Source organism: Mesorhizobium sp. B2-1-8 (assembly GCF_006442545.2).
In the GTDB taxonomy this organism is placed as follows: Bacteria; Pseudomonadota; Alphaproteobacteria; order Rhizobiales; family Rhizobiaceae; genus Mesorhizobium.
Genome location: NZ_CP083952.1, coordinates 6,266,677 through 6,285,461 on the forward strand (window position 1 = coordinate 6,266,677; position 18,785 = coordinate 6,285,461).

Here is an 18,785-nt window from a genome sequence, read left to right on the forward strand (position 1 = left end):
GTTTCAGGGCTTGATACGATATGGACACGACGGCCCAACACAGCGAGACGAAGGAGCGGCCTCCAGCTTCTGCTCCACGCCTGACGCTGTCCGGCATCTCCAAGAGCTTTCCCGGTGTGCGGGCGCTGCACAATGTCAGCCTGTCGCTTTATCCGGGCCAGGTAACCGCGCTGATCGGCGAGAATGGCGCCGGCAAGTCGACGCTGGTCAAGATCATGACCGGCATCTACCAGCCCAACGCAGGTACCATCAGCATTGACGGCCAGCCCGTCACCTTGCCCAGCGCGCATGCCGCGTTCGGCCACGGTGTCACCGCCATCCATCAGGAGACGGTGCTGTTCGACGATCTCAGCGTCGCCGAAAACATCTTCCTCGGCCATGCGCCGCGCACGCGCTTCGGCACCATCGATTGGCGCACGATGCGCAAGAATGCGCGCGAAGTGCTCGACACCATGCATGCCGGCCATATCGACGCCGATGCGCGGCTCAGGGACCTCGGCATCGCCAACAAGCATCTGGTCGCCGTCGCGCGCGCCATGTCGATCGACTCCCGGATCGTCATCATGGACGAGCCGACGGCCGCGCTTTCGATGAAGGAGATCGAAGAGCTTTTCCTCTTGATCGAATTCCTCAAGGAGCAGGGCAAGGCGATCCTGTTCATCAGCCACAAGTTCGACGAGATCTATCGCATTGCCGACCGCTATACCGTGTTCCGCGACGGCGAGATGGTCGGCGAAGGCCTGATCAGGGATGCCGGCCAGAGCCAGATCGTTCGCATGATGGTCGGCCGTTCGGTTGACCACATCTTTCCGCAACGCAAGGCCGAGATCGGCGCGCCGATGCTTTCCGTTTCCGGCCTGTCGCATCCGACCGAGTTCAACGACATCGGTTTCGAACTGCACAAGGGCGAAATCCTCGGCTTCTACGGCCTGGTCGGCGCCGGTCGCAGCGAGGTCATGCAGGCGATTTCAGGCATCACCCGCACCAGCGGCGGCACAATCACGCTGGAAGGCAAGGCGATCGCGCCGAAATCGGCGGCTGAAGCAATCGAGGCCGGCATCGTCTACGTGCCGGAGGAACGCGGCAAACAGGGCGTGGTGATCGGCCTGCCGATCTTCCAGAATGTTTCTCTGCCATCGCTCGCCCGCACCTCCAAATCCGGCATGCTTCGGCTGGCGGAGGAATTTTCGCTCGCCCGTTCCTACACCGAGCGATTGGATCTGCGCGCCTCTTCACTCAGCCAGGATGTCGGCACGCTTTCGGGGGGGAACCAGCAGAAGGTGGTCATCGCCAAATGGCTGGCGACGACGCCCAAGGTGATCATCCTGGACGAACCGACCAAGGGCATCGACATCGGCTCCAAGGCCGCCGTGCACGGGTTCATGGCGGAGCTTGTGGCGCAGGGCCTGTCGGTGATCATGGTGTCGTCGGAACTGCCTGAAATTCTCGGCATGTCCGACCGCGTCGTCGTCATGCGCGAGGGCCTCGTCGCAGCGGTCTACGACAACAAGGGACTGGACGCCGAGACGCTGGTCAGGACAGCAGCGGGGATCGCGGCATGAAGGCTTTCCTGAAATACCGCGAAATCTGGCTGCTCGCGGCCATCGTCGTGCTGATCGGGCTGATCTCGACGCGCTTTCCCGCCTTTGCCGATGCAGGCAACCTGCGCCAGGTGTTCAACGACACCTCGATCCTGATGATCCTGGCACTCGGCCAGATGGTCGTCATCCTGACACGCTCCATCGACCTGTCGATGGCCTCGAACCTCTGCTTCACCGGCATGGTGGTGGCGATGCTGAACGCCGCGCATCCGGCGATCCCGATCCCGCTGCTGATCGCCGTCGCGCTTGCCGTCGGGCTGGTGCTCGGCGCAATCAATGGCCTGCTGGTGTGGCGGCTGAACATCCCCTCGATCGTGGTGACGCTGGGCACGCTCACCATCTATCGCGGCGCCACTTTCGTCCTGTCCGGCGGCGCATGGGTCAATGCCGACAAGATGAGCCCGGATTTCATCGGCTTCCAGCGCGCGGCTTTCCTCGGCATTCCAGTTTTGTCCTGGATCGCCATCCTGGTCATCGCGCTCTTCTTCGTGCTGATGACACGCACGCCGCTCGGCCGCTCGATCTATGCCATCGGCGTCAATCCGACGGCATCTGTCTATACCGGCATCGATGTCGGCCGCACGAAATTCATCGTCTTCTGCATCTCCGGCATGATCGGTGGCCTCTGCGGTTATCTCTGGATTTCGCGGTACGTCATCGCGTCGGTCGAGGTCGCCAACGGCTATGAGCTCAACATCATCGCCGCCTGCGTCATCGGCGGCATCTCGATCGCCGGCGGCATCGGTTCGGTCGGGGGTGCCGTGCTCGGTGCGCTGTTCCTCGGCATCATCTCCAACGCGTTGCCGGTCATCAACATCTCGCCCTTCTGGCAGATGGCGATTTCGGGCAGTGCCATCATCCTGGCCGTCGTGCTCAACGCGCGCGGCGAACGCCAGCAGGGCCGCATCATCCTCAAGAAAGTGGAAGCGGTGACATGACCGACGTCCCTGCCCCGCGCCACATTCCCGACCGGCTCGACAAGCCGTTCTCTTCGGCGATCTTTTCCTGGGAAGCGCTGCTGGTCGTGGTGGCTATCGCTATCTTCGCCATCAACAGTTTCGCCTCGCCCTATTTCCTCGACCCCTATTCGCTCTCCGATCTTACCTTCAATTTCACCGAGAAGGGTCTGATCGCCTTCGCCATGGCGCTGCTGATCATTTCCGGCGAGATCGACCTGTCGGTGGCCGCCATCATCGCGCTCGCCTCGACCATGATGGGCATGGCTGTGCAAGCCGGTGCCGACACGCCAGTGCTGGTGGCGATCGGAATCGTCGTCGGGCTCGGCTGCGGCGCCTTCAACGGGCTGCTGGTCACGCGGCTCGGCCTGCCGTCGATCGTCGTCACCATCGGCACGATGAGCCTGTTTCGCGGCATCGCCTTCATCATCCTCGGCGACCAGGCCTACAAGGGCTATCCCGAAAGCTTCGCCTTCTTCGGCCAGGGTTACGTCTGGTGGGTGGTGTCGTTCGAACTGGTGCTCTTCCTCATCGCGGCCGTCGTCTACTGGTTTGTGCTGCATCGCACGAGTTTCGGCCGCCGCGCCTTCGCTATCGGCAACAATCCGGTCGCGGCGCAGTTTTCCGGTGTGCGCGTCGGCCGCATAAAATTCATCCTGTTCTGCCTGACCGGGCTGATGTCGGGCATCGCCTCGGTGCTGATCACCTCGCGGCTCGGCTCGACCCGGCCGTCGATCGCGCAGGGCTATGAGCTTGAGGTGATCACCATGGTGGTGCTCGGCGGTGTCAGCATTCTCGGCGGCGCCGGCAGCATCGTTGGTGTCGTGCTTGCCGCCTTCATCATGGGGCTGGTGACCTTCGGCCTCGGCCTGCTCAACGTGCCCGGCATCGTCATGTCGATCTTCATCGGCCTGCTGTTGATCATCGTCATCGCGCTGCCGATCGTCTGGCGGCGGTTGCGCGGGGGACGCCTGGCCTGATGCCCGAGAAATACGCATTCAAGATGATGCTCAAGCCCGGCATGAAGGCCGAGTACAAAAAGCGCCACGACGAAATTTGGCCGTCACTGGTCGCGCTGCTGAAACAGGCCGGCGTCTCCGACTATTCGATCCATCTCGACGAAGAGACCAACATCCTGTTCGGCGTGCTGTGGCGGCCCGATGGTCACGGCATGGACGATCTGCCGAAGCATCCGGTGATGCAGCGCTGGTGGGCTGAAATGGCCGACATCATGAAGACCAGGCCTGATAACGAGCCGGTGGCGGTGCCCCTGGAAATAATGTTCCATATGGAATGAGCGCGATCCGCCACATCGCCGTCATCGATATCGGCAAGACCAACGCCAAGGTGGCGCTGGTCGATCTCGCCACATTGAGCGAGGCGGCGCTGCGCCGCATGGCGAACGCACCGGTGCGACAGGCGCCCTACCCGCATCACGATGTCGAAGCGCTGTGGGCGTTCATCCTCGACGGCCTTGCCGTCCTCAACCGCGAACAGCGCATCGACGCGATTTCGATCACCACCCATGGCGCGACAGGCGTGCTGGTGGATGACTCCGGCGAACTCGTGCTGCCTGTTCTCGACTATGAATTCGACGGGCCCGACGAGCTTGCGGAAGGCTATGACGCGATCCGCCCGCCCTTCACCGAGACCGGCACGCCGCGCCTGCCGCTCGGCCTCAATCTCGGGGCGCAATTCTTCTGGCAGCAGCAAAGCTTCCCGACGGAGTTCGCCAGGGCCGCCGCGATGCTGATGTACCCGCAATACTGGGCGCTGCGCCTGACTGGTGTCGCCGCCAACGAGGTCACCTCGCTCGGCTGCCACACCGATTTGTGGAACCCATGGACGGCGGATTTTTCGGCGCTTGTCGACCGCATGGGCTGGCGCGACCTGATGGCGCCCGTGCGGCCGGCCAGGGATCGTCTTGGCCCGATCCTGCCCGAGCTTGCGCAGCGCACCGGCCTCGACCCACAAACGCCGGTCCTTTGCGGCCTGCATGATTCCAATGCCTCCCTACTGCCGCATCTCCTGTCCGACGCACCGCCCTTCTCCGTGGTCTCGACCGGCACCTGGGTGGTATCGATGGCGGTCGCCGGCACGGCGGTGGCGCTCGATCCGGCAAGGGATACGCTCGTCAATGTCAATGCACTTGGCAACCCCGTGCCCTCGGCGCGGTTCATGGGCGGCCGCGAATTCTCGCTACTAACCGAAGGCTCGGCGCAGAACTGGAACGATAGCGATGTCACTGCGGTGCTGGCGCGCAAGACAATGCTTTTGCCTTCGATCCAGCAAGGCTCGGGGCCATTTCCGTATCAGACCGCCGCATGGCGCAAGGGCGAGGCCATCCCTCCCGGCCAGCGCTTTGCCGCCATCTCCTTCTACCTGGCGCTGATGACCGCCACCTGCCTCGACCTGATCGGCAGCGATGGTCCAACGACCGTCGAGGGACCTTTCGCGCGCAACCAGTTGTTCACGCGGATGCTTGCCGCGAGCACCGGCCGCCCGGTCATCGCATCGGAAGCCGCTACCGGCACCAGCATCGGGGCCGCCCTGTTGGCGTCGGATCAGCGGGCCGTGCATGGCAAGGGCCAGACACAAGAGCCGCCGGCCGATCCGGCCTTGGCGGAGTATGCGCGCGCATGGCGAGCCGCGGTCAAGGCTATTGGCTGATCAGAGGATCCGCTTGCCGAAGGCCGACATGACGAAGTTGACCGCGTCGGTGCCGATCCTGGGCTCCAACTCGGCAGTCAGCCCCGAAACGCTCATCGACAGCAATCCGCCGGAAAGCGCGATCGCCTCCATCGCCTGATGCGTCTCGCGCACGGTGAGGCCGCCGGAACCAGCCGCCCAGCCGGCGAATTCGGTCACATCAGGCGAGTAGCTGACGTGAAAGCCTTGCGTGCCCGAGATGGCGATGCGGATCGCCTCATGCATCAGGTCGCGCATGCCCATGGCGTCGATGTCGGTCATGGTGAAGGCCGAGACGCGCGAATCCTTCAGCACCCGCACTTCGGCCGGGTCGGCATGGCGCAGTCCGATGATGACGACGTTTTCCGGCGACAGCTGCGGCTGCAGCGCGCCGGCCTTGTGGTCGAGGCCAAGCGCGCGCGCCAGCACCGACACTTCCGGCAGGTCGATGCCGTCCTCTTCCTCCGGCATCAGCGCGGCGATGGAATCGATCCAGATCAGGCCGAAGGAATGCGTCGCACGGGCCGTCGCAGTCAGCGCCTTGTGCGCAATGCGTCGATCGGCGCCCGCGGCAAGCCGGAAAAGGCCCGAGGGCGGCCGGTCGATGTCGGCCAGTTCGACGACGTCGAAATTCATTGCCTCCAGCCGGGCACCGGTTGCTTCGCGCGCGAGGATGCGAGCCGCTTCCGCTTCGGCCGAGATCGACACCATCTTGCGGCCGGAGAAATCCGCGACATCGTGCGTCGGTGCTTTTTCCACATATTCCGAGGTCATTGCCAAAAGCATGGCGCCATAGCTCATGCGGAAGGCGACGCGATCGCCAACGGCGAGCGGCGGATCGGCGTCCTGGACATCGAGCAGCAGATGGTCGCTCGACGCCCCCGGGACCCGTATCCCCTTGGCGATCGGCGCCAACCCTTCGACCAGTACGTCCTCGCGGCCGATATTGGCGATGGCGCGCAACCTGTCGCCTTCGTCGGGGAAGACAGGCTGGTTGCCGAAGGCGTCGTAGCCGGAGGTGCCTATCGGCCGTGACGTAGACGGCGGATGTTCTCGAAGCGCGATTCGGCGATCCAGGCGACGCCGCCGCGCAGCATGGCGCGCGCCACCTGCGGCATGCCGCAAGTGCCCTTGGTGACGCCGAACACCTTGATGCCCGAAAGCGCGCAGCGGTCAACGACGGTGCGAGCGTTGCGCTCGATGTGGCCAAGGTCGATGGCGACTTGCGGTCCCGACCTCTTATCCCCTGTAGACCAGGCCCTGCGGGTCGATCTCCGGCTTGCGGCCGGCGACGAGGTCGGCGAGGAATTTTCCCGAGCCGCAGGCCATGGTCCAGCCGACATGGCCGTGGCCGGTGTCGAGGTAGAGGTTGCGGTATTTCGCCTGGCCGATGACCGGCACCGAGTTCGGCATCATTGGCCGCAAACCTGCCCACAGCTCGGCTTTTTTCTCATCGAAGGCGCCGGGGAACAGGTCCTTGCCGGTCCTGAACATGGTGGCGAAGTCGCTGGGCTTGTGGGTACGGTCGAAGCCGGTGAATTCGGCGGTCGAAGCCAACCGCAATCGATTGCCGAGGCGCGAATAGGCCATCAGCTGATCCTCGTCGGCGCCGCCCATGGTCGGGCCCTTGCTCTCATCCTCCAGCGGAATCGTCGCCGTATAGCCCTTCACCGGATAGACTGGCAGGTCGATGCCGTAGCGCCGGCCGAGCAGACCGCTTTCGGGACCCATCGATATGACGACGGCGTCGCCGGTGACCGGTCCGGCCGACGTCATCACCTCGCGGATCCGGTCGCCCTCGATATCGAGGCCCTCGACCGTGGTGCCGTAGCGAAACCTCACGCCAAGCTTTTCGGCGGCATAAGCAGCGAGCTTTTCCACGAACTGCCGGGAATCGCCGGTCTGGTCGATCGGCGAGTAGACGCCACCGGCGATCTTTTCCTTCACGCCGGCAAGACCTGGTTCAAGCTCGATCAGCCGGTCGCGCCCGACGATCTCGATCGGCAGGCCATGCTCGGCCAGATAGCGGTAATTGTCGGTGCCGGTGTCGAGACTGTGCTGCGAGCGGAAGAAGTAGAGGATGCCCTTCTTGCGCTCGTCGTAGTGGATGCCGGCATCGGCTGAAATGGCGTTGATGCAGTCGCGCGAATAGAGCGCGAGGCGCAGCTTGACCTGGCTGTTGGCGCGCAGGCGGGCCACCGTGCACTGGCGCAGGAAGCGCAGGCTCCAGGCGAGGAAATAGGGATCGAAGCGCAGCCGCACCTTGATGCCGAGATCATGGTTGTAGAGCCCGCGCAGGAACGTCTTGAGTGCCGCCGGCGAGGCCCAGGCGGTGGCATCGCCCGGAGACACCAGCCCGGCATTCGACTGGCTGGTGCCCCGCGCCGGCGCCGGATGGCGCTCGATCACGGTGACCTCGTGACCGTCGGCGGCCAGATAGTAGGCTGCCGCCGTACCGACGACGCCGGCTCCAAGCACCGTTATCTTCATGCCATCCCCCAAAGCTCTCGCGGCACGGCGCCTCCACATCGTGTCGCCAATGCTTGCATAGCGCGTCGCCGCGCGCCTTGCGAGCCCTTGGGGCTTGTGAGCTCTGGGGAAAGCGCGCTCAGCTTCGGGCGGAGTTCTTGCTGGTCAGGATGCGCTCCCAGGCCAGCGCGTCGTTGACAATCTGATCGAGATCGTCGCGCTGCGGGGTCCAGCCGAGTTCCGAGCGGGCGAGATCGGAATTGGCAACCACCGCAGCGGCATCGCCGGGACGCCGGTCGCCCATCCTGACCTCGAAATCATGGCCAAAGGCGCGGCGCACGCTGTCGATGACCTCGAGCACCGAATAGCCGTGGCTATAGCCGCAATTGGCGACGAGGCTGGCGCCGCCGGCGCGCAGCCGCTGCAAGGCCAGGCGATGCGCGGCGGCCAGATCGCTGACATGGATATAGTCGCGCATGCAGGTGCCGTCGGGCGTCGGATAGTCGGTGCCGAAGACCTGCATGAACGGGCGCTTGCCGAGCGCGGTCTCGCAGGCGACCTTGATCAGATGGGTGGCGCCCGGCGTCGACTGGCCGGTGCGGCCCTTCGGGTCGGCGCCGGCGACGTTGAAATAGCGCAGCGCCGTGTAGCGCAGGTCATGGGCCATCGCAGCGTCGCGCAGCATCCATTCGCTCATCAGCTTGGACAGGCCATAAGGCGATTCCGGCGCCAGGCGGGCATCCTCGCGCACCGGCTCCAGTCCGGCGCCGCCATAGACGGCGGCTGTCGAGGAGAAGATGAAATTCGGCACGCCTTCGCGCACCGCGGTTTCGATCAGCGTGCGTGTCTTCGAGGTGTTGTTCTCGTAGTAGGCGAGCGGGTCGGCGACCGATTCCGGGACGACGATGGAACCGGCGAAATGGATGATCGCGTCGACCTTGTTCTCTCTGATGACCGAGCCCACCAATTCCTTGTCGGCGACGTCGCCGACAATCAGGCTTGCCTCCGGCGCCACCGCCCATTCGAAGCCGGTCGAAAGCCGGTCGAGAACGACGACGCTTTCGCCCGCATCCAGCAATTCCCAGACCATATGGCTGCCGATATAGCCGGCGCCGCCTGTCACCAAAACCGTCATCCAAATCCTCGCTTACCCAAGATTTATCGGAAACTGTCTCAACAACCGCCTTACTGGAAAGTCTGCCGTCTGCCCATTAAAACCCAAGGTAACCAGCGTTCACTTGATGTGGCATCGTGCTGAAACAAAAGTGAACCAAAGAGTGTGCCACGGATTGGGAATAGGCCACGATCCGCCGTCGTTAGGAACAGGTCCGAGGCGTGGCATTTTGACCAAATCGGCCCGGTGGACGACCAATAGGGCAATGATTATGATCCCGCGCAAAATTGGGAAGCCGACATGAATTACCAGCGTTTCTTCGAGGAGGCGATCGACCAGCTGCATGCAGAGCGTCGCTACCGCGTTTTCGCCGACCTCGAGCGCATCGCGGGCAAGTTTCCGCGCGCCATCTGGCGTTCCAACGGCCGCGCCGAGGAAATCACCGTCTGGTGTTCCAACGACTATCTCGGCATGGGCCAGCATCCCGACGTGATCGCCGCATTCCAGAACGCGGCCGGCAAGATGGGCTCCGGCGCCGGCGGCACCCGCAACATCTCGGGCACGTCCAACCCGCTGGTCGAGCTCGAGCATGAGCTCGCCGACCTGCACGGCAAGGAAGCCGCCCTGGTCTTCACCTCCGGCTTCGTCTCCAACGAAGCCTCGATCTCGACCATCGCACGGCTCTTGCCCAACTGCCTGATCATCTCGGACGAGCTGAACCATGCCTCGATGATCGAAGGTGTCAGGCGCTCGGGCGCCGAGAAAAAGATCTTCCGCCACAATGACGTCGCGCATCTGGAAAGCCTGTTGCAGACGGCCGGGCGCGAACGCGCCAAGCTGATCGTCTTTGAAAGCGTCTATTCGATGGATGGCGACATCGCGCCGATCAAGGAGATCGTCGAACTCGCCGAGCGCTACAACGCCATGACCTATATCGACGAGGTCCATGCGGTGGGCATGTACGGGCCGCGCGGCGGTGGCATCACCGAGCGCGAAGGCCTGGCCGACCGTATCGACATCATCGAAGGCACGCTCGCCAAGGCGTTCGGCACGCTGGGCGGCTACATCACCGGCACCAGCGCTGTCATCGACGCGGTGCGCTCCTATGCGCCCGGTTTCATCTTCACCACCGCGTTGCCGCCGGCGATCGCCGCCGCGGCCACAACGTCGATCCGGCATCTCAAGCGCTCGCTGGCCGAGCGCGACGCCCAGCAGCGGCAGGCGAGCCGAACCAAGCAGATCCTCTCCGCCGCCGGCCTGCCGGTGATGGAGTCACCAACCCATATCGTGCCGGTGCTGGTCGGCGATCCGGAACTTTGCAAGATGGCCAGCGACCGCCTGCTCGGCGTGCACGGCATCTACATCCAGCCGATCAACTACCCGACGGTGCCGCGCGGCACCGAGCGGCTGCGCATCACGCCGACGCCGTTCCATTCCGATGCGTTGATCGCCGAGTTGCAGGACGCGCTGGTCGAAACCTGGGACGCGCTGGGCATTCCCTACGGTTCGGCGGGACGGCCTTCAGTGGCCAAGAGCGACCGCATCATCCCGCTCTTGGTGCCCAAGTCGGGCGGTTAAGCCCGCCACCTGCTCAAACAGTCTTTATCCATCTTGCCAGCCGGCTTGCCGCTTCCTCGAGCTGGTCGAGGCGGCGGTGGAAGCAAAGCCGCAGGAACGCCTCGCCACCGGGGCCAAAGGCGGTGCCGGGCGCCAGGCCGACATTGGCCTTGTCGACAATGTCGAAGGCAGCGCTGCGTGAATCCGTGATGCCGTCGACGGTGAAGAACAGATAAAAGGCGCCTTGCGGCACGGTGAAGCGCGCCTTGCCGGTTTCGCCGAGAATGCCGCAGACCAGGTCACGGGCCTTCCTCGCTCGCTCCACCTGTTCGGCGACGAAGCCATCGCCTTCGTCGAGCGCCGCGACCGCGCCGCGCTGCATGAACTGGGCGACGCCCGAGTTCGAATACTGGATCAGGTTCTCGAACACCTGCTGCAGGCTAGGATGCGTCTTGATCCAGCCGACGCGCCAGCCGGTCATCGCCCAGTTCTTGGAAAAACTGTTGACGAACAGGATACGGTCTTCCGCCTCCGCGATGTCGAGGAAGGATGGCGCGCGGCCATGACCATAGTGGAACAGCGAATAGATCTCGTCGGCGATGATCCACAGACCCTTGGCACGGGCGAGATCGAGGATCGCCCGCAAGGTCTCATGATCGGCGGTCCAGCCGGTCGGATTGGACGGCGTGTTGATGAACAACGCCTTCGTGCGCGGCGTGACCGCCGCAGCGATCTTCTCGACGTCGCATGACCAGCCATTTCCGGAATGGTCGAGCGTGACCGGCACCGGCACGGCACCCGCTATCGCGGCGGCGGCGTCGAAATTCGGCCAGGCGGGCGACAGGTAGATCACTTCGTCGCCGGCTCCCGCAAGCGCATCGAGCGCCAGCTGGATGGCATGCATGCCTGAGCCGGTGACGATGAATTGCTCCTCGGGGAAGGTCTTGGCGAAATGCCTGGAATAGTAGCGGGCAAGCGCCTGCCTGAGATCAGGGAGGCCCCTCTGCCAGGTGTAGAACGTCTCGCCGCCGGCCAGCGCCTTCGACGCGGCATCGGTGATGAAGGACGGCGTCGGCAGGTCGCCCTCGCCGGCCCAGAGCGGAATCAGGCCTTCGCGCAGCCTGCCGTAGTTGACGACGGCGACGATACCGCTTTCAGGTGCGGCCAGGGCCTCGGGGCGCAGGGTCTGGATCAGGGTCATCGGTGGGTCCGTTGTCTCGGGCGTTCGTAAGCGCTGCTTACCAGATACGAAAACAGAAAACCCCGGCCGCGAACGACCGGGGTTTTGGTCCAGAAGAACCCTATCCGTCTATCGCCTGGCCAGCAGATCGCGGATTTCGGTCAAAAGCTGTACATCGGCCGGCGGAGGAGCTGCCGCTGCGGCGGGCTTTTCCTTCTCCAGTCGCCTGCGCATGTTGTTCACGGCTTTGACCATCAGAAAGATGACAAAGGCTATGATCAAAAAGTTCAGCGCCACGGTGATGAAGCTGCCGTAGGCGAAGACCGCACCTTGCTTGCGCGCATCTTCCAGGTTGGTAGCGGTCACGTTGTGCGAGAGGCCAATGAAGTAGTTGTTAAAATCGACCCCTCCGAGAGCGCCGATAAAAGGCATGATGACGTCGTCGACCAGCGAAGTGACGATCTTGCCGAAGGCAGCGCCGATGATGACGCCGACGGCCAAGTCCATCACATTGCCCTTGGAAATGAACTCCTGGAATTCTTTCAGCATTCGACCCTCCTTATGACCGGCCGTGCTGCCGCTCCCACCTTCCCGGCATCGACCCAAATCAAACATAACAAAAACCGGAAGTTGCAACACGGGCAAAAAGAGAAAACAGCCGGTTTCTTCTTACCTCGGGCAGCCGCCGGAAATCATCGCCCGCATGCGCCGAAAGCCGCGATGGACTTGGCGCCCAAGCTGTGATTGCGTCTGACCCGGCCAGGTTAAAATCGGCACAGGGAGGATCTTGCCGGCGTGCAGGGCTTGTTCATCGTCATCATTGCTATCGCCTATGTGACGCTGCTGTTCGCCATCGCCAGCCTGGGCGACCGCCGCTCGGCGATTTCGGGGCCTGGCCGGGCACGGCCTTTCATCTATGCGCTCAGTCTTGCCATTTACTGCACGTCCTGGACCTTCTTCGGCTCGGTCGGCCTTTCCTCGGAACGCGGCCTCGAATTCCTCGGCATCTATACAGGTCCGGTGCTGGTGTTCGTGTTCGGCTTTCCGCTGCTCAACCGCATCGTGCGGCTGGCCAAGACCGAGAAGATCACCTCGGTCGCCGACTTCCTCGGCGCGCGTTACGGCAAGAGTTTCACCGTGGCCGCGATCGCCACGCTGATCGCCACCATCGGCGCCGTGCCCTATATCGCGCTGCAATTGAAGGCGATCTCCGGCTCGGTCAGCCTGATGGTCGAGCACTATACGGGCTCGCCGCCCTCGTTCGATCCCTTCGTCAGCGACATCTCGCTGGTCGTCGCCATGCTGCTTGCCCTGTTTGCGGTCCTGTTCGGCACACGCCATGCCGACGCCACCGAGCACCAGGACGGGCTGGTGCTGGCGGTCGCGGTCGAGACCGTGGTCAAGCTCGCCGCCTTCCTGGCCATCGGCCTGATGGTCACCTTCCTGATCTTCGGCGGCCCTGGCGACATGTTCGACCGGCTGGCCGAGAATGGCCAGGTGCGGCAGGCAATGGGCTATTCGACGTCGCTCGCCACCTGGCTGGTGCTGACGTGTCTCAGCGGCTTCGCCATCATCCTTTTGCCGCGGCAATTCTACGTCACCATCGTCGAGAACCGCAGCGAGGCCGAATTGCGCACCGCGACATGGGTGTTCCCGCTCTACCTCGTGGCGATCAACCTGTTCGTGCTGCCGATCGCCTTTGCCGGCCTGACGCTGGTCGGCACAAGGACGAGCAGCGACCTTTATGTGCTGTCGCTGCCGCTGTTCAGCGGCCATGATTTCCTGGCCATGGCCGCCTTCATCGGCGGCCTGTCGGCGGCAACCGCAATGGTCATCGTCGAGAGCGTGGCGCTGTCGATCATGATCTCGAACGACCTGGTCATCCCGTTGTTCGTGCGCCGGCTGTTGCGCACGACCACCTCCGAGAACGAGGATTGGTCGACGCTCATCCTCAATGTACGGAGGGCGTCGATCTTCATCCTTCTGTTCATTGCCTTTCTCTACTATCGCGAGAGCACCAACAGCGCCCGGCTGTCCTCGATCGGCCTGATGTCCTTCGCGGCGATCGCGCAGTTCGCGCCGGCCCTGATCGGCGGATTGATCTGGCGCGGCGCCAACGGCCGGGGCGCGGCGCTCGGCATGGTCGCCGGCATTCTGGTCTGGGGCTACACGCTGCTGGTGCCGTCGCTCGTCGCGCCCGATACCGGCATCATCGTGCATGGGCTGTTCGGCTTCGAGGCGTTGCGGCCGCAGGCCCTGTTCGGCACCGTCGCCGAACCGCTGAACCACGGCGTGCTGTGGAGCCTGTCGGTCAACGCGCTGTTCTTCGTCTTCGGATCTCTGTCTCGCGCGTCGGTGCCGCTGGAGCGCATCCAGGCGTCGATCTTCGTGCCGCGCGAAGCCGGCCCGATGCCGAGCCTGCGCCGTTTCCGCACCGCCATCACCGTCAACGACCTCAAGGACACGATCGCACGCTATCTCGGTGTCGAGCGCACCGAGCGGTCCTTTCAATCCTTCGAGAAGAGCAACGGCACCTCGCTGCACGGCAACGAGCAGGCCAGCATGGACGTCATCCGCTTTTCCGAGCAGCTGTTGGCCAGCGCCGTCGGCTCCTCCTCGGCGCGGCTGATCCTGTCGCTGCTGTTCAGACGCCACGACCGCGAATCCCGCGACGCCTTCCGCCTGCTCGACGACGCCACGGAAGCGCTGCAGCACAACCGCGACCTGCTGCAGATCGCGCTCGACCAGATGGAGCAAGGAATCACCGTCTTCGACCGCGATTTCCGGCTGATCTGCTGGAACCGCCAGTACCGGGCGCTGTTCGACCTGCCCGACGAGATGGGCCAGGTCGGCGTTTCGCTCGACCAGATTCTTCGCCATCTCGCCGAGCGCGGCGACATTCCTGGCGACCAGCGCGTGACGATGCTCAACCGGCTGACCAGCTTCGTCAGCCCCTGGCAGATGGAACTGAAGACCAGCGGCCGCATCCTGGAACTGCGCTCCAACCCGATGCCCGACGGCGGCATCGTCGCCACCTATGCCGACATCTCCGGCCGCGTCGAGCAGGACCTGGCGTTGAAGCGCGCCAATGAATCGCTGGAGCAGCGCGTCAAGACCCGCACCATCGAACTGACCAGGGTCAACGAGGAATTGACCCGGGTCAACGAGGAGCTGGCACAGGCCCAGATGCTCGCCGAAGAGGCCAATCTCGGCAAGACACGCTTCCTTGCCGCCGCCGGTCACGACATCCTGCAACCCTTGAATGCTGCCCGGCTCTATTGCTCCTCGCTGATCGAGAAGGCCGGCAAGGGGCCGGCCGGCAAGGCGGCCATCAACATCGAATCCTCGCTGGAATCGGTGGAGACCATTCTGGGCGCCGTGCTCGACATTTCGCGCCTCGATGCCGGCGCCATGAAGCCTGATGACACCGCCTTCAGCCTTGATGGCCTGCTGCGCCAGATCGGCAATGATTTTCGGCCACTGGCCGCGGAGAAGAAGCTTGGCCTGACGATCATGCCGTCGTCGCTGACGGTGACGACGGACCGCAACCTGTTGCGTCGCCTGATCCAGAATCTTGTTTCCAACGCCATCAAATACACCCGCCGGGGCCGCATCCTTGTCGGTGTGCGGCGGCGTGGCGACTTGGCGGAGATCCAGGTCATCGACACCGGCATCGGCATTGCCGGCGACAAGCTGAACACCGTCTTCCATGAGTTCACCCGGCTCGACGAAGGCGCGCGCGAAGCCGAAGGTCTTGGCCTCGGCCTCTCCATTGTCGACCGCATCGCCCGAGTGCTCAGGCTCGAAATCCGCATCTTCTCCAATCCGGGCAAGGGCACGCGCTTTTCCGTCATCCTGCCGGTGGCGGCCGCGCAGGAGCCGCGACACGAGGTCGAGACCAGGGCGCCGGCCCGCGCGGCGGCTTCGCTGTCGGGGCTGCATGTGCTGTGCATCGACAACGACATCCGCATCCTCGATGGCATGCGGCTGCTGCTCGAAGGCTGGGGCTGCAATGTCGCCACGGCGACCGGCTCGGGGGATCTGGACGGGGCCGCGATCCACCGTCCGGACATCGTGCTTGCCGACTACCATCTCGACCGCGAAACCGGTCTCGACATCATCATCAGGCTGCGCGCGACCCACGGTGACGACCTGCCGGCCGTGCTGGTCACGGCCGACCGCTCCAACGAGGTGCGAGCAGCGGCGGCAGGCCTCGACATCCCGATGATCAACAAGCCGCTGAAGCCGGCGGTCCTGCGTTCTATGATGGCCAGGTTCAGGCCGATGGTGCGGGCGGCGGAGTGATGTCGAGGCACCCAGGCCCATCACCTGTCTCAGCGAGAATAGCCGCGAGCACCAGGCGCCTGGCCTTCAGCCCGCCGGCTGCAGCGGGTCGCTGCCGATCTTGGACAGCAGGATCACCGCCTGGGTGCGGCTGTCGACGCCGAGCTTCTGCAATATGGCCGAGACATGTGCCTTGATCGTCGCTTCGGAGACGCCGAGTTCATAAGCGATCTGCTTGTTGAGCAGGCCCTCGGCCAGCATGCCGAGCACGCGGGTCTGCTGCGGGGTCAACGCCTGCAGCCGCTTGATCAGGTCCGATATTTCGGGATCGCGTTCGACGCCGAGATCGACGCCGACAGGTGCCGCGATATCGCCGGCAAGCACCGACTGCACGGCGCCGCGGATTTCTTCCATGCTGGCCGACTTCGAGATGAAACCGGAGGCGCCGAGATCGAGAGCGCGCCGGATGGTCGCCGGATCGTCATGCGCCGACACCACGACCAGCGGCACCGCCGGATGGATGCCGCGCAACGAGATCAGGCCGGAGAGGCCGCTGGCGCCAGGCATCGACAGGTCCAGCAGCACGAGATCGACGTCTTCATTGGCCACGGCCAGCGCCTTGGCGCTTTCGAAATCGCCGGCCTCGTGGATGGCGGTGACATTGCCGATGCCGGCAAGCGCCTCGCGCAGGGCGCCGCGAAACAGCGGGTGGTCGTCGGCGATGACGAAAGTATAGCCTGACGGCAAGATGTCCCTCCCCGAATCCCCGATTTACTGCTTTTTGCGGGATCAGTCGGACGATTATGAGGGGCCGCGCGCTGTTTTCAAGCGGCAAAGCCAGCGCGCCGCGTTTTCCCTCGTCACCAGAGCAATTCCAGGAAAAGTGCGTAGTGGTTTTCCGTCCGGAATTGCATGAAAACAAAGAGTTAGAGCGGTTCGGCGATTCCAACAAACACTGAACCGCTCTAGCGCTCAGGTCTTCTGCGAGTTGGGCTGGGCGCCGCCGCTGTCCTTGTCCATATCCTTGACGATGCCCATGAAACTCTTCAGGAAGCGCTCCATATAGCTCATCGTCTTGTTGAAATCCTCCTCGCTCGGCAGTGTCGATTCGAGGCGGGCGGAGAGCGAATTCTCCAGCCTGGTGACGCGCTCGTCCATCGCCTTCATCGAGGTCTGCAAGCGATCGACCTCGTCCTGATAGGCGGCGCGTTCATCGGCCGCCATCTTGCAGACGAGCTGGCCCGAATGCTCCTCGCAGATCGACATCGCGCCGGTCTGCGTATCCATGCGGACATAGCCGTTATCAGACTTTTCCAGCCGGTAGCGGTCGGCTTCTTCCGAATAAGCTGAGGCCGCGACCAGTGAAACGAGCGCGGCGGGGATCAAGATGTGCTGCAGACGCATGTTGTCCTCCATGGCCAAAGCCTGAAATATCGCATGTTTGCGCCGGAAATGGGGAAGATCCTTGGCGTGGACTTCCCCGCGCGACTGGTTCGGATTATAGCGCAACCATGTCACAGATTATCTACAAGATAACTCCGCAAGCGCCTTGGCGCGAGGCCGAAGCCAATGGCCGCTTCACCGGCGCGCCAATCGACGTCGCCGACGGCTTCATCCATTTTTCGACGGCAGAGCAGGTCGAGGAAACCGCGGCCAAGCATTTTTCCGGCCAGACCGACCTTCTGCTGGTCGCCATCGACGGGACCGGCCTGGGCGATGCGCTGAAATACGAAGTCTCGCGCGGCGGCGCGCTGTTTCCGCATCTCTACGGCGTGCTCGACCTGAAGTCGGTGCTGTGGGTCAAGCCGCTGCCGCTCGGTGCCGACGGCACTCACCAGTTCCCGGCCCTGGAAGGGCAATGAGCGTGCTCGACCGGATCGGCCAGAAGCTGCTGTTCACCTTCGATCCGGAAACCGCGCACGGCCTGTCGATCGCGGCGCTACGCTGCGGCCTGCCGGTTGGCGCGCGGACGGTTCGCGATACAAGGCTAAAGGTCAGCCTTTGCGGTCTCGATTTCCCCAATCCGCTTGGCATGGCGGCTGGCTACGACAAGAACGCCGAAGTCCCCGATGCGCTGCTTGGCCTCGGTTTCGGCTTTGCCGAGGTCGGCACCATCACGCCCCTGCCGCAATCCGGCAACCCGAAGCCGCGCATCTTTCGGCTGACATCGGATGAAGCCGTCATCAACCGGCTGGGCTTCAACAATGAAGGCCATGCCGCCGCTGAAAGACGCCTTGCGGCGCGCAAGGGGCGCGGCGGCATAGTCGGCGTCAACATCGGCGCCAACAAGGACAGCACCAACCGCGTCAGCGACTATGAGCGCGGCGTCGCCCGCTTCGCGCCCCACGCCAACTATCTCACCGTCAACATTTCCTCACCCAACACGCCGGGCCTGCGCACCATGCAGGCGCGCGAGCAACTCGGCGAGCTCCTGTCGCGCGTCATGGCCGCGCGTGCGGCGGCAATCGCGCAGCCGCCGATCTTTCTCAAGATCGCGCCGGATCTGGTCGAGGCCGAGCTGGAGGATATCGCCGCCGAAGTCATGGAAAAACGGATCGACGGCATCATCGTCTCCAACACCACCATTTCACGACCGGGTCTGCGCAACGGTGACGCCGCGCGGGAGACAGGCGGGCTTTCGGGCAAGCCGCTGTTCGAGCGCTCGACCATCGTGCTGGCCAAGATGCGCAAGCTGCTCGGGCCGGAAATGGCCATCATCGGCGTCGGCGGCGTCGATTCAGCGGAGACGGCGCTGGAGAAAATGTGCGCGGGCGCCGATCTGGTGCAGCTCTACACCGGCATGATCTATGCCGGGCCGGCGCTCCCGGGCCGCATAATTTCAGGAATGGCGCGCCTCGCGGACAAGTACGAGCTGAAGTCGATCGGTGACCTCCGTGACAGCCGCCTCGATTATTGGGCCGTTAGGGCACTCTGAG

Annotated in this window: 17 protein-coding genes; 9 read left to right on the top strand and 8 right to left on the bottom strand. The window is 63.8% G+C overall.

Annotated features, from left to right (window positions below):
• Positions 1-20 precede the first annotated feature (20 nt).
• Genes FJ970_RS30640 through FJ970_RS30660 form a run of 5 tightly spaced genes read left to right on the top strand, consistent with a single transcriptional unit; the run spans position 21 to position 5,227 of the window.
• Positions 21-1,562 carry a sugar ABC transporter ATP-binding protein gene (locus FJ970_RS30640; protein WP_140758868.1) on the top strand — a complete coding sequence of 514 codons (1,542 nt, stop codon included), beginning with the start codon at positions 21-23 and terminating at the stop codon, positions 1,560-1,562.
• Positions 1,559-2,539 carry an ABC transporter permease gene (locus tag FJ970_RS30645; RefSeq protein ID WP_140758867.1) on the top strand — a complete coding sequence of 327 codons (981 nt, stop codon included), beginning with the start codon at positions 1,559-1,561 and terminating at the stop codon, positions 2,537-2,539. The genes FJ970_RS30640 and FJ970_RS30645 overlap by 4 nt, the downstream gene beginning before the upstream one ends.
• A complete protein-coding gene (locus FJ970_RS30650; RefSeq protein WP_140758866.1) occupies positions 2,536-3,537 on the top strand; it encodes an ABC transporter permease in 1,002 nt (333 codons plus the stop codon). The genes FJ970_RS30645 and FJ970_RS30650 overlap by 4 nt, the downstream gene beginning before the upstream one ends.
• The gene (rhaM, locus tag FJ970_RS30655) at positions 3,537-3,854 is read left to right on the top strand and encodes an L-rhamnose mutarotase (RefSeq protein ID WP_140758865.1); all 318 of its coding nucleotides are present in this window, start codon (positions 3,537-3,539) and stop codon (positions 3,852-3,854) included. The genes FJ970_RS30650 and rhaM overlap by 1 nt, the downstream gene beginning before the upstream one ends.
• Positions 3,851-5,227, top strand: a complete 1,377-nt coding sequence (locus FJ970_RS30660) for an FGGY-family carbohydrate kinase (protein ID WP_140758864.1) — start codon at positions 3,851-3,853, stop codon at positions 5,225-5,227. The genes rhaM and FJ970_RS30660 overlap by 4 nt, the downstream gene beginning before the upstream one ends.
• Here FJ970_RS30660 and FJ970_RS30665 read toward each other — a convergent pair whose 3' ends face one another.
• The 4 genes from FJ970_RS30665 to galE all read right to left on the bottom strand — a co-directional run bounded on the left by FJ970_RS30665 (position 5,228) and on the right by galE (position 8,849).
• The gene (locus FJ970_RS30665; RefSeq protein ID WP_227791985.1) at positions 5,228-6,208 is read right to left on the bottom strand and encodes an arginase family protein; all 981 of its coding nucleotides are present in this window, start codon (positions 6,206-6,208) and stop codon (positions 5,228-5,230) included.
• 59 nt (positions 6,209-6,267) lie between these two features.
• Positions 6,268-6,588, bottom strand: coding sequence for an alanine racemase (locus FJ970_RS33995; RefSeq protein ID WP_415752020.1), 321 nt, complete (start codon positions 6,586-6,588; stop codon positions 6,268-6,270).
• The gene (locus FJ970_RS30670) at positions 6,485-7,735 is read right to left on the bottom strand and encodes a D-amino acid dehydrogenase (RefSeq protein ID WP_140758863.1); all 1,251 of its coding nucleotides are present in this window, start codon (positions 7,733-7,735) and stop codon (positions 6,485-6,487) included. Before FJ970_RS30670 ends, FJ970_RS33995 begins: the two co-directional genes overlap by 104 nt.
• A 118-nt stretch (positions 7,736-7,853) precedes the next feature.
• Positions 7,854-8,849, bottom strand: a complete 996-nt coding sequence (galE, locus tag FJ970_RS30675) for a UDP-glucose 4-epimerase GalE (protein WP_140758862.1) — start codon at positions 8,847-8,849, stop codon at positions 7,854-7,856.
• Positions 8,850-9,128: 279 nt separating this feature from the next.
• On the opposite strand from galE, the gene hemA reads away from it, so the two are divergent.
• Entirely contained in the window at positions 9,129-10,406 is a 1,278-nt protein-coding gene (gene hemA, locus FJ970_RS30680) for a 5-aminolevulinate synthase (RefSeq protein WP_227791987.1), read from the top strand.
• A gap of 13 nt (positions 10,407-10,419) precedes the next feature.
• Here the strand turns inward: hemA and FJ970_RS30685 are convergent, their stop codons facing one another.
• Together FJ970_RS30685 and mscL are read right to left on the bottom strand one after the other, a co-directional pair.
• A complete protein-coding gene (locus FJ970_RS30685) occupies positions 10,420-11,586 on the bottom strand; it encodes a pyridoxal phosphate-dependent aminotransferase (RefSeq protein ID WP_140765125.1) in 1,167 nt (388 codons plus the stop codon).
• Between the two features lie 108 nt (positions 11,587-11,694).
• Positions 11,695-12,114: a large conductance mechanosensitive channel protein MscL gene (gene mscL / locus FJ970_RS30690; RefSeq protein WP_140765131.1), complete on the bottom strand. Its 420-nt coding sequence runs from the start codon at positions 12,112-12,114 to the stop codon at positions 11,695-11,697.
• A 246-nt stretch (positions 12,115-12,360) separates the two neighbouring features.
• Here mscL and FJ970_RS30695 point away from each other — a divergent pair, with 246 nt between their 5' ends.
• Positions 12,361-15,870 (top strand): PAS domain-containing hybrid sensor histidine kinase/response regulator, encoded by a 3,510-nt coding sequence (locus FJ970_RS30695; RefSeq protein ID WP_140765123.1) that lies wholly within the window; start codon positions 12,361-12,363, stop codon positions 15,868-15,870.
• A gap of 66 nt (positions 15,871-15,936) precedes the next feature.
• On the opposite strand, the gene FJ970_RS30700 is transcribed toward FJ970_RS30695, so the two are convergent.
• Positions 15,937-16,596: a response regulator transcription factor gene (locus tag FJ970_RS30700; protein WP_140765121.1), complete on the bottom strand. Its 660-nt coding sequence runs from the start codon at positions 16,594-16,596 to the stop codon at positions 15,937-15,939.
• Positions 16,597-16,821: 225 nt separating this feature from the next.
• Positions 16,822-17,253: a hypothetical protein gene (locus FJ970_RS30705; RefSeq protein ID WP_140765119.1), complete on the bottom strand. Its 432-nt coding sequence runs from the start codon at positions 17,251-17,253 to the stop codon at positions 16,822-16,824.
• A 107-nt stretch (positions 17,254-17,360) separates the two neighbouring features.
• Between FJ970_RS30705 and FJ970_RS30710 the strand changes: the two genes are divergently transcribed.
• Both FJ970_RS30710 and FJ970_RS30715 read left to right on the top strand, forming a co-directional pair.
• On the top strand, positions 17,361-17,711 hold the full coding sequence (locus FJ970_RS30710; RefSeq protein ID WP_140765117.1) for a DUF952 domain-containing protein: 351 nt from the start codon (positions 17,361-17,363) through the stop codon (positions 17,709-17,711).
• Entirely contained in the window at positions 17,708-18,784 is a 1,077-nt protein-coding gene (locus tag FJ970_RS30715; protein ID WP_140765115.1) for a quinone-dependent dihydroorotate dehydrogenase, read from the top strand. The genes FJ970_RS30710 and FJ970_RS30715 overlap by 4 nt, the downstream gene beginning before the upstream one ends.
• Position 18,785 lies beyond the last annotated feature (1 nt).